12 protein-coding genes and 2 pseudogenes are annotated in these 17178 nt (G+C 33.1%); 11 read left to right on the top strand and 3 right to left on the bottom strand.

The window, feature by feature from the left end:
• Nucleotides 1–13: 13 nt before the first annotated feature.
• Nucleotides 14–2284: an AAA family ATPase gene (locus tag ACQQ6V_RS06290; protein ID WP_448844697.1), complete on the bottom strand. Its 2271-nt coding sequence runs from the start codon at nt 2282–2284 to the stop codon at nt 14–16.
• Nucleotides 2285–2787: 503 nt separating this feature from the next.
• Here ACQQ6V_RS06290 and ACQQ6V_RS06285 point away from each other — a divergent pair.
• The 3 genes and pseudogenes from ACQQ6V_RS06285 (at nt 2788) to ACQQ6V_RS06275 (ending at nt 4379) form a co-directional block, all read left to right on the top strand.
• Nucleotides 2788–3123, top strand: coding sequence for a HopJ type III effector protein (locus ACQQ6V_RS06285; RefSeq protein WP_448844696.1), 336 nt, complete (start codon nt 2788–2790; stop codon nt 3121–3123).
• 64 nt (nt 3124–3187) lie between these two features.
• Nucleotides 3188–4201: pseudogene (locus ACQQ6V_RS06280) on the top strand (helix-turn-helix transcriptional regulator).
• Nucleotides 4202–4250: 49 nt separating this feature from the next.
• Entirely contained in the window at nt 4251–4379 is a 129-nt protein-coding gene (locus ACQQ6V_RS06275) for a hypothetical protein (protein WP_448844695.1), read from the top strand.
• 51 nt (nt 4380–4430) lie between these two features.
• On the opposite strand, the gene ACQQ6V_RS06270 is transcribed toward ACQQ6V_RS06275, so the two are convergent.
• The gene (locus ACQQ6V_RS06270) at nt 4431–5879 is read right to left on the bottom strand and encodes an OmpP1/FadL family transporter (RefSeq protein WP_448844694.1); all 1449 of its coding nucleotides are present in this window, start codon (nt 5877–5879) and stop codon (nt 4431–4433) included.
• Nucleotides 5880–5921: 42 nt separating this feature from the next.
• Nucleotides 5922–6974 carry a prolyl-tRNA synthetase gene (locus ACQQ6V_RS06265; RefSeq protein ID WP_448844693.1) on the bottom strand — a complete coding sequence of 351 codons (1053 nt, stop codon included), beginning with the start codon at nt 6972–6974 and terminating at the stop codon, nt 5922–5924.
• 143 nt (nt 6975–7117) lie between these two features.
• On the opposite strand from ACQQ6V_RS06265, the gene proS reads away from it, so the two are divergent.
• From proS to ACQQ6V_RS06225, 8 genes and pseudogenes are all read left to right on the top strand, one after another.
• Nucleotides 7118–8593: a proline--tRNA ligase gene (gene proS, locus ACQQ6V_RS06260; RefSeq protein ID WP_448844692.1), complete on the top strand. Its 1476-nt coding sequence runs from the start codon at nt 7118–7120 to the stop codon at nt 8591–8593.
• 104 nt (nt 8594–8697) lie between these two features.
• A complete protein-coding gene (locus ACQQ6V_RS06255) occupies nt 8698–9972 on the top strand; it encodes a DUF937 domain-containing protein (RefSeq protein WP_448844691.1) in 1275 nt (424 codons plus the stop codon).
• Between the two features lie 98 nt (nt 9973–10070).
• Nucleotides 10071–11399 carry an Nramp family divalent metal transporter gene (locus tag ACQQ6V_RS06250; RefSeq protein WP_448844690.1) on the top strand — a complete coding sequence of 443 codons (1329 nt, stop codon included), beginning with the start codon at nt 10071–10073 and terminating at the stop codon, nt 11397–11399.
• A 221-nt stretch (nt 11400–11620) separates the two neighbouring features.
• Nucleotides 11621–13006 carry a tRNA uridine-5-carboxymethylaminomethyl(34) synthesis GTPase MnmE gene (gene mnmE / locus ACQQ6V_RS06245; protein ID WP_448844689.1) on the top strand — a complete coding sequence of 462 codons (1386 nt, stop codon included), beginning with the start codon at nt 11621–11623 and terminating at the stop codon, nt 13004–13006.
• 161 nt (nt 13007–13167) lie between these two features.
• Entirely contained in the window at nt 13168–14319 is a 1152-nt protein-coding gene (locus tag ACQQ6V_RS06240; RefSeq protein ID WP_448844688.1) for a site-specific integrase, read from the top strand.
• A 53-nt stretch (nt 14320–14372) separates the two neighbouring features.
• Nucleotides 14373–14510 carry a hypothetical protein gene (locus ACQQ6V_RS06235; protein ID WP_448844687.1) on the top strand — a complete coding sequence of 46 codons (138 nt, stop codon included), beginning with the start codon at nt 14373–14375 and terminating at the stop codon, nt 14508–14510.
• Nucleotides 14511–15459: 949 nt separating this feature from the next.
• Nucleotides 15460–15834: a single-stranded DNA-binding protein gene (locus ACQQ6V_RS06230; protein WP_448846178.1), complete on the top strand. Its 375-nt coding sequence runs from the start codon at nt 15460–15462 to the stop codon at nt 15832–15834.
• A gap of 47 nt (nt 15835–15881) precedes the next feature.
• Nucleotides 15882–16868 (top strand): annotated as a pseudogene (locus tag ACQQ6V_RS06225) (TIGR03299 family phage/plasmid-derived protein); the annotation flags it as partial.
• Between the last annotated feature and the right edge of the window lie 310 nt (nt 16869–17178).

Genomic DNA, 17178 nt, shown 5'->3' with positions numbered 1-17178 from the left:
ATGCTATTGGTAGCTATAAATTCATCATTTTATCATAATGAGTTTTACCTCCTAAGTTTTCAAATAATAGCCTAAAGGTTTTTAATGCAAGTTCTTTAGATTCATTAGATATTCTAGAGAAGTAAATTTCATCATTTGTTGATACACGATGACTTCCATCCTGCATTTCAGAAATTAAGGCTGATATAATTAAATTTTCAGAACTCTCCTCAGGTATGTTTTCTCGTAAACTCCATAAATCCACACCGTCAATTAAACCCATGAAATTACCATAGCTCTCTATAATCCTACGCATATTATTCATAAGTGATATTGATATTTTTTCAGAATCATCTTTTTTTATTTCTTGCCATAATAATTGATAGTCATTAAAGGCTATGTTTTTAGATTCTGCAATTCTTTCTATATTAGAAATATTGTTATTTTTTTTCACATTAAAGTATGAAGTTGATTCACATATTCTTTTACCTGATAATAAGGCAATCTCTTTATAAAAAAATATGTTATGAGTTAGAATAAAAACTTGTTCTATATTATCATTTTTTAGTTGATGATTTAAATTATTCTTATGTTGATCTTTTCCCTTTCCCTTTTTAGTAATTAATCTCCTTATTAAAGTTGAAACAAAGAATAAAACTTGACTATCCATACTTGATACAGGGTCATCAATGATAATAATTTTCTTTTTTGTAGAGTTTTTTGTGTCATTAGTCCATAGGCAAAGGTGATAAAAATATAGGAATGCAATGAAATTTTTTTCTCCCTCACTTAATGTTTTGAATACGTGATTTTCTGAAGTTTCATTCTCTCTTAAAATATAATATTTATCAATCTTATTTTCTGTTTCTTTTTTTTCAATTTTAAATCCTGTAAAATTATTTTTTAAAAGTAAATCATTTATGTTATCAATAGCTTTTTGCGTATTAACTGTTTGACTCTGCCAATCTTGAATTTTATCTTTAGATTGAATTTTAGCATCTTTAGCAGCATTCATATCTGCAATTAATTTTTCGAGTTGCTTGGTCGCTTTAGTTTCAGCTACTTTAAAGGAATTGATTTTATCTTTTACCTGATGAGAAATGTATTTCCATATCTCATTCGTTAATTCTTGCTGGCTCTGTTTTATATTGTCAACTTCTTCATTATGAGTTCTAATTTTTTCATTTATTTTTTCAAGTTCGATTTTTAACGACTCAAGGCTTTCTAATTTTTTTTTCTCGTTAGGATTGTCAATTTTTGTTTGGATTTCTTTTTCATTTTTAGTAAAAATCTTTGATAATTTGTTTTGTATTTTCAAAATATCAAACTTTACTAATTCTTTGTCTGCTAAAGGTTTTAGGCTGGCTTCAAAAGCTGAGATTTTTAAAATATAATTAGAATATAAAGTTTGAAGATTTTTAATTTTTTCTTCTCGAGTAGTATCAAAATATTTTTCAAATTGATTTAATAAATCCTTATCTATTGTTTGTTGTTGACAGAAGGGACAATCTTGTACTTCTTTGTCCTTGTCTAAGAAATTAATTCCCTGCTGAACCCAAGAGCTATTATTCAATTGATTAATAATTGAGGCAATTGAAACGTCATTACTTCCTATAATGATGTCTTCTAAAGCAGTATTGAACTCTTTTTCAAAATCAAGAATTGTATCAAAATTATTAATGGAAATATTTGTTTCCAATTTGGAAAGTTCTTCTAAATAGTATTTTTTATATTTTTCTGAAATAAAGTTCAGATTTTTCGGAGAATATTCTGTCTTATTTATTGCATAAATATTTTCATAAAATGGATCCTTTCTTTTTCCCAGATTTATTTTATTGAAGTCTTTTTCAAACTGCTTATTATAAATCCAGCATTCTTCTAATATATTTTTATAAGATTGTTCTTTTAAATTTATAAGCTTTTGCTTTTCTTCATTCTTATCTGAAATTGATTTTTCAATTATAGATAAATTTTGATATTCGTTTTTTATTTTTTTGTCAATCTCTTCGTTTTTTTCATCTAGTGAAAAGATTCCAGATAATTCAGTATTCGAATAGAAATTATTTTGAACAAAGTCATAATCGAAAACAATTATTTCTTCTTTATTTTTATTAAAACCATCAATAGAACAATTATTGAATGGATATGATGGAATGTCATTTTGAGAATAGTTATAAAACAAACGAGCAATTGTTGATTTGCCACAGCCATTATTTCCAAAGAAGAAATTAACTTTTTTCAAATCACTTATTTCTACTAAATCTTTATAAGTTGCAACATTATTAAGCTGTAATCTTGTTATCATAATGTTTTTATAGTTACTAGGAGGTTCGTTTTTTTGTAAATATACTAACATACAATAATAAAAGATTACGGAAAACCGTAACCTTAAATATTATAATCAATCTGTCGAGATTCCTACGGAATGACAAAGTGGATAAAGATTTTGATAATAAGATTGTTATTGGAAAATCTAAGTTTTTTCCGCCTTCCGCTCCCAATCTTTTGTTCGTTCCTTACAAAAGGATTTCCGCTCAAATCGAAGCATGAGATTCATCGATTCAAAAAAAGAACAATAAATTTGAGATAAATCGGGCTGCTGCAATTGGACGTTTTTAATTATTTTGTCAGTTTGATGATGCAAAGTAATTACACAAGTGCGCAATCTTTTTGCGTACCAAAAAATATTTTATATTTTTATCGGAAATTATCAAAAGTACTTGTCATTCCAGAGGAATCTGTTGTGTCGAGATTCTTGCAGAATGACAAGTTAAACTTCTATTATAAAACTTAATAAAATATTTTCAAATGATTTTAGACCAATTAAAAAATGCTCCAGAAAGCATCAGTTTCACAGAAGTTATTGCTCATATCGATGAGAATTTCGACTTTACACCAACGAAATTCACCAACGGAGAAACAGTGAATGAAGCTAATCAAAATAACGGTTCTTGCAAGGTTTTTAGCTTTGCACAACTTCATCAATTATCCAAAGACGAAACTTTAGCTTTGTTCGGTGATTTTTACAGAACTGATGTTTTGCAAAATCCAAACGGCGACGATCATCAGAATATCCGAAACTTCATGAAGTTCGGCTGGGACGGAATTTCGTTTGAAGGAGAAGCGTTAATCAAAAGAGGTTAGAGATTAGATCATAGAAATTAGAAGGTCATTCAAAATTTATAATTTATAATCTAAAATTTCAAAAATGTCTTCCAATAAAAATGCCTTAATTCGCTACAAAATTTTGGACAAATGTCTGAAAAACAAATTCAAACAATATACTTTGGAGGATTTGATGGACGAATGTTCTGAGGCTTTATTTGAGTTTGAAGGAAAAGAATCTTTTGTAAGCAAACGTACTGTGCAATTGGATCTGCAGAATATGCGCAGTGAAAAATTCGGTTATGAGGCGCCAATCGAAGTCTATGGTCGGAAATATTACCGCTACAGCGATTCTGATTATAGCATTCATAATATTCAGGTGAACGAAAATGATCTTAAAGCGATGAATAACGCCATTCAGATTTTGAAGCAATTTAAGGATTTTTCTATGTTTAAAGAAATGAATGGCGTGATACAGAAATTGGAAGATTCTGTAAATTCTACCAATCAAAAATCCATTATTCACCTCGATAAAAATGAGCAATTAAAAGGCTTGGAGCATATCGATGTGTTATACAGCAATATTTTGAATAAGAAAGTTTTGAGGATTTTGTATAAAAGCTTTAAGGCTCGAGAAGCATAATACATGACGGTTCATCCCCAATTATTGAAAGAATATAACAACCGTTGGTTCTTAATTTGTTGGCATAAAAATAATATGATGAATCTCGCTTTAGACAGAATGGAGATAATTGAAGTGGACGAAAATTGTGTTTATATAGATAAAGATTTTGATGCAGATCGTTATTTTGGGGAAGTGATTGGTGCAACGGTTTCAGAAACACAACGACCGCAAAATGTTATTTTTAAGGTTGCTCACAAGCATGCACCTTATGTGAAAACTAAGCCTTTTCATCATTCGCAGGTTATTTTAAAAGAAGATCAAGAGTATACGACATTTAAAATTTGTGTTCAACTTAATTTTGAGTTAGAAAGAATGATTCTTGGGATGGGAGAGTTCTTAACAGTTTTGGCACCGAGAAAGTTAAAGAAACGGATTGTAAAAAGTATTAAGTTAGCTCACGAGAATTATAAAAGCTCTTTTGAGAGTGAGTAATATAATTTGGCTTAATAATTGTAAATTCTATTGAAATAAAATTAACGAAATGAAATCACGATTATTAAAAACCATCCTAACATTATTAGTACCAGTCGTTATTGATTATGTGGTGAAGAAAATTACTGAAAAGAAAAATCAACCAGCACTAGACAAGTCATTAACTAATAAAAATTAAAATAAGCTACTCCACGGAGTAGCTTATTTGTTAATAATTTGAGAAGAGATATTAGAACTTCCAACCTAAAGTTACAAAGAAATTGCTTTTTGTAGTTTTAACATTGGATACAATATTCGCGTCACTTATCACCTTTAAATTATTATAATAACCTGTAGATTCGAAATTAGGATTATTACTTTCGTCACCTTTAAAGAAAGGGTTATTGTATTTAGATGTTATGTTTTGATAAGAAGCATCGATGTAAAATGCTTTGAAATCATAACCTACGCCCAGACCATAAGTGTTACGAGCTCCTAATATTAGATTTTTGTAAGAGACATTGTTTTGCGCTCCATTATCGGAGAATGCAGGAACAGACATATTGTCAAAAGGGCTTGTTGCATAGGCATAACCTCCACGTAGTCTTAATCCTTCTAATCTATATTCTGCACCAACTCTTACTTCTGAAGTATTTTTATAAACATCCTTGAAGAGAGAATTTAGCTCAGTTTCTGCATCGCCATATACAGTATATTTTGGTTTTGATAATCCTTGGATATAATCTACGTTAATCGCAAAGCTTTTACTTGGTACAAAAGCAGCACTTAGAGTCGCTTTTGTAGGCGTACGCAATTTTCTGTCTTCTGTATAGGTGTCGCTGGCGATATTATTATCTTTGTTATGGTAGTATTCTGTAAAGACACGATCCATTCTCCACCAAGTCGGAGTTTCTATGGATGCTCCTAATCTTATTTCTTTACTGATTTTACCAATTATACCAATATTGGCAGAAAAACCAGATGCATTTTCCGAAAAAGGAGTATACTGCTTACTGTAATTATTAGTATTGGTAATACCTCCAGCCTCTAACTTTAATGATGCAGTATCATATTGTTCTATGTAAGCATCATGGAAATTAAGTCCAGCACCTATAAAAATCTTGTTATCATAATTAGCACCAACAGCTACATTGGTTTTGTTAATATCCCCATATCTCTCATAAGCATGTCCCATATAAGTTAGGTTGCCAACCAATGGATTATTATTGCTGTCTATAAGATCTATCTGACCTTTTATGTTTTGATTGCCTGGTGTAGCAATGGTATTATCAATTTTTTGAGAATTATAATTGATACCTAGATTGATGTATTTCCAATTAGAGTTAGCTTGCCTCAAATCAAATGCTAGTATTGCAGAAGCATTATTAAGTAAGGTTTTGTTGGTTTTATAGTCTCTGCTTGATCCAGCTAATGATGAGGCATTTTTATTAGAAAAAATACCTAGACCTACATTAACATCGCTAAGGATATTAACACCAAGACCAGCAGGGTTTGTATTAATAGAAGATACATCTCCGCCTAGAGCTCCCATAGATCCAGCCATAGCATTGTATTTTGCAGATCCATTAATCTCTCCGCCACCGTATACGTCAATGGTATTTCTGATAACTGATATGTCTTGAGCTTGCAAGTAAAAGGCAGCTGGAATGCAGACTGCCAATAATGATTTTTTTAACATTTTATATAAATGATTTTAAACTAAATATAAATAACTAATAGATTATCGGCCACCTCCAGAGCGGAAGCCACCGCCACCACCAGAAGAACCTCCACCAGAGCGGAAGCCACCACCACCAGAAGAAGAACCACCACCGAAGTTACCGCTACCACCAGAGCGGAAACCACCGTTGTTTTGAGGTATAGGATTACTTCTTACAGGATTGCTATTTTCATAAGTTCTTGGTGTAGATGTATTACGGAAGCCTCCATTGTTATTAGGGTAATTATTATTGTTTGGTCTAACATTGCTATTGTTCATAGAATTTGTATTTCTAAAACCACCATTGTTATTACCTGTATTTCTGAAACCGCCATTATTACCATTTGTCATATTACCATTATTACGGAATCCACTATTATTGGTATTATTAAAGGCATTATTTTGATTACGGAAAGTGTTCTCTCTCAACATCCCGTTTAGTCGAGAGTTATTAGGACCGCTTCTTCTGTAATCAGGTCTGTAATAATTATTATATCCATAATATCCACCATGACCATAGTAAGAAGGGTAGTAATAGTTCCCCCAATAGCTACCATAACCGCCACCCCAGAAAGGATCATAGAAAGAATTCCATCCCCAAGGATTCCAAGAAGATCCCCAGCCGAAGCTCATCCCGAATCCCCATCTTGATGGGTAGTATGAGTAGGGAGATCCCCATCCGTAATTCATCCCGAATCCGTAGCCCATTCCCATTCCGTAACCCATTCCATAGTTACCCCAGCTGCTATAGTTGGTTTGTGTGCCTGTGTAATTACCCCAGTCGGACTCATAGCTACCATAGCGGCTATTACTCATTTGTTGGTTACGTTGCGTTTTTTCTATAAGACTTATATCGTCATCGGTATAATTATAATAATTGTCAACTTGATTGCCATAGTTACCAGAATATCCTTGTGGGACGCTATCTCTATTAGGATCGTAATAAACACCATCTGTCTCAGAGTAGCCACCAGTCTGTATAATACAAGACGTTAGTAGCATACTGCTAGAAATCATTATCAAGATTTTTGACTTGAAAAGATCTGCTACTTTATAATTGTTAAAATTTTTCATTTTCAATGAAGATTTAAGTTTATTATATTTGCATTAATTTAATACCAAAATTATACCATTATTATTGGTAAATAGGTATGTAAAATTAACCTTTTTATTTTAGATTTAAAATAGTAACGAAAGTTAAAAGTAATTAAATATTTATGGCAAAATTAACATCAAGAGCGGAAGATTACAGCAAGTGGTATAACGAGTTGGTAATAAAAGCAGATTTAGCAGAAAACTCCAGTGTACGTGGTTGTATGGTGATAAAACCTTACGGCTATGCGATTTGGGAAAAAATGCGTGACGAAATGGACAAGAAATTTAAAGAAACAGGTCACGTTAATGCTTATTTCCCCTTGTTTGTCCCGAAAAGTTTATTTGAAGCAGAAGAAAAAAATGCAGAAGGTTTTGCCAAAGAATGTGCTGTTGTTACGCATTATAGATTAAAAACCGATCCTAATAATCCAAGCAAATTAATTGTTGATCCAGATGCCAAACTAGAGGAAGAACTTATCGTACGACCAACGTCTGAAGCGATTATATGGAGTACTTATAAAAATTGGATTCAGTCCTATAGAGATTTACCGATTTTAATTAACCAGTGGGCTAATGTTGTACGTTGGGAGATGAGAACAAGACTTTTCTTAAGAACTGCAGAATTCCTTTGGCAAGAAGGCCACACGGCTCATGCTACCAAAGATGAAGCAGTAGAGGAGACTGAAAAAATGAATCAAGTCTATGCTGATTTTGCTGAGAATTTTATGGCAATACCAGTAATTCAAGGATATAAAACGCCATCTGAAAGATTTGCAGGTGCAGACGAAACTTATTGTATAGAAGCATTAATGCAAGATGGAAAAGCATTACAAGCAGGAACTTCTCACTTTTTAGGTCAAAATTTTGCTAAAGCTTTTGATGTGAAATTTACTAATAAAGAAGGCAAGCAAGAATATGCTTGGGCAACTTCTTGGGGGACTTCTACAAGATTGATGGGCGCGTTAATCATGACGCATTCTGATGACCTTGGGTTAGTATTGCCTCCAAGTTTGGCACCAATCCAAGTAGTGATTGTGCCTATTTTTAAAGGAGAAGAGCAGTTGAATCAAATTAACGAAGTAGCTTTCGAGATTAAAGCAAAATTACACGCAAGAGGTATTTCTGTTAAATATGATAATGATACACAGAACAAACCAGGTTGGAAATTTGCAGAATATGAATTGAAAGGCGTACCTGTTAGAATGGCGATTGGCCCTAAAGATTTAGAGAATAAAACTGTAGAATTAGCTAGAAGAGATAATTTAACCAAAGAATCTGTTAGCATCGATAATATTGACAAGTACATTGATGATTTATTAAAAGTAATTCAGCAAGATATCTACAACAAAGCTAGAAATTATCGTGATTCTCATATCACGGAGGTTAATAGTTATGAAGAATTTAAGCAAGTTTTAGCAGAAAAAGGAGGTTTTATTTCTGCACATTGGGATGGTACGCCAGAAGAAGAAGAACGTATTAAAGAAGAAACTAAGGCAACAATCCGTTGTATTCCTTTAGATAGTAAGTTAGAAGAAGGAATTTCATTGCTATCAAAAAAACCTTCAAAACAAAGGGTTCTGTTTGCTAAAGCTTATTAAAAATTAAAAATTCGTTAATATTTTAGTTAATTATTGATGAAGAATTAAAAGCTGGACTGATTTTTGTTGTGTTGAATACTTATTAACACAAAAAATAAACTATTATGTCATTTAATTTAATTGATCTTGTTAAGAATCAGATTAGTCCAGCTTTAATTTCGCAAACGGCAAGCCAACTTGGAGAAAGCGAATCTGGAGTTTCCAAAGCTATAAGTGGACTACTACCTGCTGTAGTAGGAGGTCTTGCTAATAACGCTAGTAATCCTAGTGTTTTTGCTACTGTAAAAGAAGTTGTCTCTAGCGGTCTTGTTAACAATCTACTTGGTGGTAGCGGACAAAATAACAATCTTGTGTCTACAATTTTATCATTGATATTTGGTGATAAGACTAATTCCTTAACGAGTGCTGTTGCTAATTTTGCAGGCGTTAGTCAAGGGTCATCTAATTCTATTCTTAATCTTCTTACAGGTTCTACATTGGGGACTTTAGGAAAATATGTAAGCGATAATAATGTGGATCATTCTCAGTTTTCTAATCTTTTGTCTGATCAGAAAGGTGTTGTATCTTCATTGTTACCTGCAGGTCTTAGCTTAGCGACTTTAGGGTTGGGTAATTGGTTTGGTGATTCTTCTGCGGAGCATGTTAAGGTTCAGGATGTTGTTTCACCAGTAGAAACTAATATTGGGACTACGCGAGGAGGAGATACTTATACACCACCAACACCGTCTTCTAACAATAATGGAGGAGGTTCTATTTGGAAATGGCTTTTACCATTAATTTTGTTATTAGCTGCGGGTTGGTTTTTATGGAAGCAATGTGAGAAAAAAGCAGAACATATCCCAGTGAGTACTACGGATTCTCTTAATTTAAAATCTGATAGTGCAACAGCAAATGTTAATAACAATGCAACAGTCACTAGAGAATCATTAGTAGTAACATTGCCAAGTGGCAAAACAATTAATGCTTACAAAGGTGGTATCGAAGATCAGATTGTTACATTCCTTAAGTCTGATGAGTATAAAAATGATACTGAAGCTCAACTTAAAGAAAAGTGGTTTAATTTCGATAACTTAAATTTCGAATTTGGTAAAAAGACATTGACACCAGAATCACAAGTTCAATTAGATAATTTGAAAGCAATCTTAGCAGAATTTCCTGCTGCTAACGTAAAAATAGGAGCTTATACTGATAAAAAAGGTGATGCTGCTGTTAACTTAAAATTATCTCAAGATAGAGCAGATGTTGTAAAAGCAGCTTTAGCTTCTGCTCAAGTTAAAGAAGCAAAAGGTTATGGCTCAGAATTTGCAAAAGTTTCTGCTGATGCTTCTGACAAAGAAAGAGAGTCTGATAGAAAAACTGCAATTAGATTTGTAAAATAAGATCTTATATAAAATATTGAACTGCCTTCGGGCAGTTTTTTTTTGTTAATAACTTTTAATATTGTAGATTTGTTAGATTGTTCTAACAAATAGATTTGATGTTCAAAAATAATAAAAAAGCTTGGAGAAAAGACAAGCATCAACATTCTTTACAAGAAGTATATTCATCAATACGATTTCCTACAGATGCTGGGTTTTGGAAAAAATTATTAGCTTTCACAGGGCCAGGATTAATGATTGCTGTAGGTTATATGGATCCGGGTAATTGGGCGACCGATATAGAAGGTGGTGCTCGTTTTGGCTACACATTATTATCCGTTATATTAATTTCTAACTTGTTTGCGATTGTTTTACAACACTTATCCTTAAAGTTAGGCATTGTTGCAGAGCGTGATTTGGCGCAAGCCTGTAGAGATCATTTCTCGCCTGGTGTTAATTTTGTTTTATGGATTCTGTGTGAGATTGCGATTGCAGCCTGTGACTTGGCAGAAGTTATAGGGACTGCTATTGCACTAAATCTCCTTTTCGGGATTCCTCTAACCTGGGGCGTCGTCATAACAGTAATAGATGTTTTCGTTATCTTATTTTTACAAGCAAAAGGATTTAGGATTATAGAAAGTATTGTCGGAGGATTAATCTTTGTTATTTTAGCTTGTTTTGGTTATGAGCTAATTGTGAGCAAGCCAGAGTTATTTCCTATCTTAGAAGGTCTAGTACCTACAAAAGAAATCGTATTTAATCCATCTATGCTCTATATTGCTATTGGTATTTTGGGCGCCACGGTTATGCCACATAATTTGTATCTCCATAGTAGTATTGTCCAGACAAGAGATTATCCAAGGACTGAAGCAGGAAAAAAAGAAGCAATTAAATTTGCAACGATTGACAGTACATTTTCTTTAATGTTAGCATTCTTTATTAATGCTAGTATTTTGATATTATCCGCGGCGACATTCCATACTACGGGACATCATGAGATTGCAGATATTAATGACGCTTACGAATTATTAACGCCTATTCTGGGGACTACATTAGCTAGTATTTTCTTTGGAGTTGCCTTGTTGGCTTCGGGACAAAATTCTACTTTGACAGGGACTTTAGCTGGTCAAATTGTAATGGAAGGTTTTCTTAATATTAGATTGAAGCCTTGGGTGAGACGATTAATTACGAGATTAATTGCGGTAATTCCTGCTTTGATTGTAGCAATTTTGTATGGAGAAAAAGGTACGGCAGAACTCTTAGTTTTCAGCCAGGTTATCCTATCTATGCAGTTGAGTTTTGCGGTGATTCCGTTGGTGATGTTTACCAATTCTAAATTGAAAATGGGGACTTTCGCTAATAAACCTTGGCTTAAAATTTTAATTGTTTTTATAAGCTTTATTATCCTAACACTTAATATTTATCTTTTGATTAAAACAATTTTCTAAAAACTAAAAAATCTACTTTTGGTATTCTTATTTTTATATATTTCTACTAAATCTAAGTTGTGGAGCTTAACTTGATTATACTAACCAATCTCATAACCCTGATTGAACGGCATGTCTGAGCTCGTCCTAAAAGCAAGGTTGTGCAATGATTAGGACAGCGAGTAGTGAAAGCAGGTTCTCGGTTCCTGAAAAACATCAATAAAAATCTGTAAATTTGCGGGATGAATCAGGATACTATTTGTGCGCTTGCGACAGCTAATGGGATGGGCGCTATTGGGATTATTAGAGTTTCGGGCAATGAAGCTTTTGCTTTGGTGAGCAAGATTTTTGACGGTAAAAATTTGAATAATGTGACAACGCACACTGTTCATTATGGTTTTATAAAAGACGAAGCTGAGGTTATTGATGAGGTTATGGTTTCGGTTTTTCATGCGCCAAGAACTTTTACTACGGAGAATTCTGTGGAAATTTCGTTTCATGGTTCGCCGCATATCGGTGCTAAAATTCTAGAGGTTTTGATTAAAAATGGTGCTAGAATGGCGAAAGCAGGAGAGTTTACCATGCGCGCTTTTATGAACGGACGTATTGATCTATCTCAAGCCGAATCTATCGCTGATCTTATTGCTTCTGAAAATGAAGCGTCTCGAAAAGTAGCTCTTAACCAATTGAAAGGTGGTATTTCTCAGGAAATTTCTATTTTGAGAGGTGATTTATTGAATTTTACATCGCTGATAGAATTAGAATTAGATTTTGCTGAGGAAGATGTAGAGTTTGCGGACAGAACTGCTTTGGTAGGTCTTATTAAAAAGATTGAAATTAAATTAAAATCCTTGATTGATAGTTTCCAATACGGAAATGCCATTAAAAACGGAACTTCTGTTGCGATTATTGGTAAACCCAATGCGGGGAAATCTACTTTGCTTAATACTTTATTGAAAGAAGAGCGCGCTATTGTAAGTAATATTGCGGGTACAACGCGTGATACAATAGAGGAAATATTGCATATTAAAGGTCATGCTTTCCGATTAATTGATACGGCTGGACTTAGAGATACGGCTGATGAAATAGAAGCTATTGGAGTGCAAAAAGCCCGAGAAAAAGTGGGTCAAGCTAAGATATTGGTTTATCTTGTAGATGCAGCAACGGAAGATTTTTCTGAAGATCTAGAGATGATAAAGTCTTTGATTCGTGATGACTTAGAGCTTATTATTTGTCTTACAAAGATTGATGAGGTTGTGCCAACTGCCTTTGATTCTATTGAAGCTTTATTCCGAAAAAAACTGTCGGATCCGTTTGATTTTATTAAAATTTCTGCTCTGGAAAATCATAATATTCAGGACCTAAAGAATGAGTTGTCTTCTTATGTAGAATCTATGAAAAGTGAAGAAGGACATGTTGTAATTACCAACCAACGCCATTATGAAGCTTTGACTAAATCTTTGAGTTCTGTAAATAGTGTAGAAGAGGCAGTTGCTTCCCAAATAACGACTGAGCTTCTCGCTTATGAACTTCGCAATGCCCTAGAACAATTAGGTGAAATATCTGGTGAATTTACAAATGACGAAGTTCTCGGGAATATTTTTAGTAAGTTTTGTATCGGTAAATAAATTAGCTTTTTAATAGTTTTTAATGTTTTATATTTGTTGATTTACAGTTAGTTAGCTGTGTTTTGTTTTTCGTTTCTAATCTTTTATTTATATATTTGTACATCTTATGTACACCTCGATAGCTAAAAGGTGTACAAATGTACACCTCAAAAGATTATACTATGTTAATTACACTAAAACAAAAAAAACTTAAGGACGGAAGGATTAGTTTGTATATAGAATACTATAAAGGTTCAAATACCAACATAGAAGGTAAGCGTACTCATTTAAGAGAATTCGAATACCTTAAAATTTATTTATATGAATTTCCAATGTCTTCATCTGAAAAAAAAGAAAACAAAGAGAACTTTAAACTGGCTGAAGACATCTTAGCTATTCGAAAAACAGACTTTATACAAGGTAGATATAATATGAAAAGCACTACCAAATCAAAAGTAAGTTTTTTAAGTTTTTTCTTGGAATTAACTGAAGAAAAACAGCTTCAAGATTCTTCCAATAATTATGGTAATTGGTTCTCTACTTTACAACATCTTAAGAAAATTGTTTCTCCTTCAACGATTTTTAAGGATATCGATGAAAATTTTGTAAAGAGGGTGAGGAAATATTTTGAGCTGGATGCAAGAACTAAGAGCGACCTTCCACTTTCACAAAACTCAAAATACTCGTACTTTAATAAATTCAGAGCATCCTTGCGGCGTGCTTTTGATGAGGGATATCTTACTATTAATTACGCCACCAAAGTAAAGTCTTTTGAACAAGCCGAAAGCCAACGAGAATATTTGACATTTACGGAACTGGAATCCTTGGGGAAAGCTGAATGTAAGTATGATGTTCTTAAAAGAGCATTTTTATTTTCTTGTTTAAGTGGACTGAGATGGTCAGATATTAATAATTTAACTTGGTCCGAAGTTCGTGATGAAGGAGAATATAGTAGAGTCAATTACCGACAAGAAAAGACTGAGGGGGTCGAATATCTTTATATTTCTAAACAAGCGAGATCTTTACTAGGAGATAGAAAAGAAAATACGGAAAGAGTATTTCGTGGTTTAAAATATGGAATGACTTATAATACAGAATTGATACGTTGGTGCAATCGTGCAGGCGTTCCAAAACATATTACTTTTCATAGTGCAAGACATACTAATGCCGTTCTTTTATTAGAAAATGGCGCAGATATATATACTGTGTCTAAAAGGCTAGGGCATCGGGAAATTAGAACAACCGCTATTTATGCTAAAATCGTAGATACTAAGATGAAAGAAGCATCTGAACTTATTCCTGAACTTACAATTAATTTAAACAGTTCATTTTAGTAGATAATTTATTTTCTATCAGTAAGTATTTTTTTTATTTAAAGATCTTTATTATGAAAACCCAATTAATTTTAGAAAAACTCGCAAGAATTGAAAAATATCTTGTTGGAAATAAGGAAATTCTTAATGTTGAAGAACTAACTGATTATACAGGATTTAAAAAAATCCTACTTATATCAACTTGTTCATAATCAGGAAATTCCTTATTCTAAACCAAACGGTAAAATGCTGTTTTTTGAACGGAAAAAGATAGATCACTGGTTGCTATCCAATAATTGCAAATCAAATTTAGAAATTCATGAGGAAGCAATAGAAATTGTAGCAAAGCGAAAGTTAAGATTTTAATGGTTTTTATGTAATGTGAATTCTTCTATATTCTCAAATATTGGATTTGAATTATGGTACTGTTGCATACCCCGTTCAAAATAGTTTTGCTCTTTCTTTATAAAGAAATTATTTTCTATAAGGTATTTTTTCTTTCATTTAAGTAGTTTCTAATTTCTTCCTGCTTTTCGATTTCCTTTTGTTTAATGATAGCTGGTTCTTGTTTTACTTTCCAAAAGATTCACCTTTGAGATATTTATTAAGCATTTAAACTGGAATTTATTTAAACTAGATTTCATATAATGCTATTATCAACACTGGATTGTATTAGAAAATAGTCTTAATATAGTCATTGCTCTAGAAACAAAAACAACTTTTCACCATTCAATCCTTCCGCTCAAAGACGTTTTTGTTCTTAGATGCAATCAGAAATCTCAAAAAGAATTCTGACCTTATCTCAGCGTTTCATTTTCTGAGATCCCTGTTTTGATAGTCCTCTAGGCCTATCCATTAGCTCCCCAAAGTTTAAATTAAATTATTCCAAAATCAACCAGTAAAAAGGCAGCTAAATTATGGCGGTTATCCTAGCTTAATCCCAGCCAAAAGGAAACGGCATAAACGGTTTCCTCCCTAAAGGTACTCACCAATTATTCCGTTTCCTTTTGGCTTTTCCTTTTGACCGCCGTGATAGTCTGCTTTCTTTTTTCCGGTTTTCTTTTAGAAAAAATTACGCGAAGCGAAGCTGATTAAGATTGGAACCTGGATGCGAGAAATGTGAAAGTCACAAATTTTAAAACCATTAAAACAGGAACGGTTATGAACATCATTGGAAGACTGACTAAAGATGCGGAAGTACGCACAACGTCACAGAACAAACAAGTCGTAAATTTTTCGGTAGCAACCAACGATAGCTACAAAAACAAGCAGGGCGAACATATTGAACAAACTACCTATTTCGACTGCTCTTATTGGATTTCATTAAAGGTAGCCACACTACTCACAAAAGGTACTTTGGTAGAACTCACAGGACGAGTAAATACAAGAGCGTGGACGGGCCATGATGGAGCGCCTAAAGCAGGATTGAATTTCCATACCTCTAACATCAAATTGCATGGAAGTATTAAGAGAACCGAAAACACAACTCCTGAACAAATAGGGGAAAATGTGGCAGAGGATGACCTAGCATTTTAATAATGCTTATTCAATCATTTTTTTTCAATCATTAAAAATTTAGTATTATGGCACACAATATTAATTTCAACAAGAGAACAGGACGTTATTCATTTTTTAGCGTTAAACAGAAAGCATGGCACGGTTTGTGACAAATCATAGAGCAATATCCAACTAGCGAAGAAGCTATTAGACACGCAGGTTTAGATTACGAAGTTGTAAAATCACCACTTTTCACCAAAGGTTCGGATATTATAGAAACGGCTAACGGCATAGAGATAGGCAGTAGCGAACTCGAAGTACCTAATTATTTTGCTAATATTCGCACCGATAATAATGCCGTACTAGGTGTAGTAGGTAAAGATTATCACATTGTACAAAATAGGGAAGCCTTTAGTTTTTTTGATGCTATTGTAGGTGGTGGCGAAGGTATATTATATGAAACTGCAGGGGCATTAGGCAATGGAGAACGCATTTTTATCACAGCCAAACTACCAGACTATATTCGTGTAGGCAATGGCGACGATATAACGGAAAAGTACATTTTCCTTACCACTTCGCACGATGGTAGCGGAAGTATTACCGCTGCGTTTACACCAATTCGAATTGTATGCCAAAATACCCTGAATGCTTCTTTAAGTAATATGACGAATGTTTTGCGTATCAAACATACTTCAGGAGCAAAACAACGTATCGAAAATGCTCACAAGATTATGGGATTGGCTAACACATTGAGCAACAAGTTAGAAAGTGTTTTCAATGAATGGACTAAGGTAAAAGTATCAGACCAAGAGGTTAGAAAACTAATTCAATTAGCCCTATGTCCCAATAAAGAAACATTGGATTTACTTCATAAAGGCGCTGAAGACGAAGTTTCTACCGTGTTTAAGAATGTGGTTGATGATGCTTTTGCTTATGCGATGTTAAGCGATACCTAACAAATGGACACTACTAAAGGTACTTTGTTCGGAGCATACAATGCCGTAACTGGCTACTATCAGAACGTCAGAAATTACAAGAATGATGAAGCCAAATTACAAAGCATTGTGATGGGACCAAGACGAGCGTAACTTAAAACACTTTTATCGATGATTTGGTTAGATTAAGTCAACTTAAAGAGGAATTGCAAAGCTCATTTTTATCGGGTAAATTTCTTATTGGTTAAACTTCCTGTAATTTACTTTTAAACATTTTCAACAATCGTAATTGTCATAGTTTTGCTTTAGTTTACTTTGATTGCCTTACAGGTTTGAAAGGTGAGTTTACCAAGTGTTCTGTAGAATATTTAGTTTGAATGAGAATATAATTTACATGGAAATACATTTTGATAATGAAAAAACGAAGCCTTCTTTTATATGAAGATTT

This window comes from Chryseobacterium electrogenes (assembly GCF_053553015.1).
Note: the sequence above shows the minus strand (reverse complement) of the source record. Positions and strands in the feature narration are given on the sequence as shown.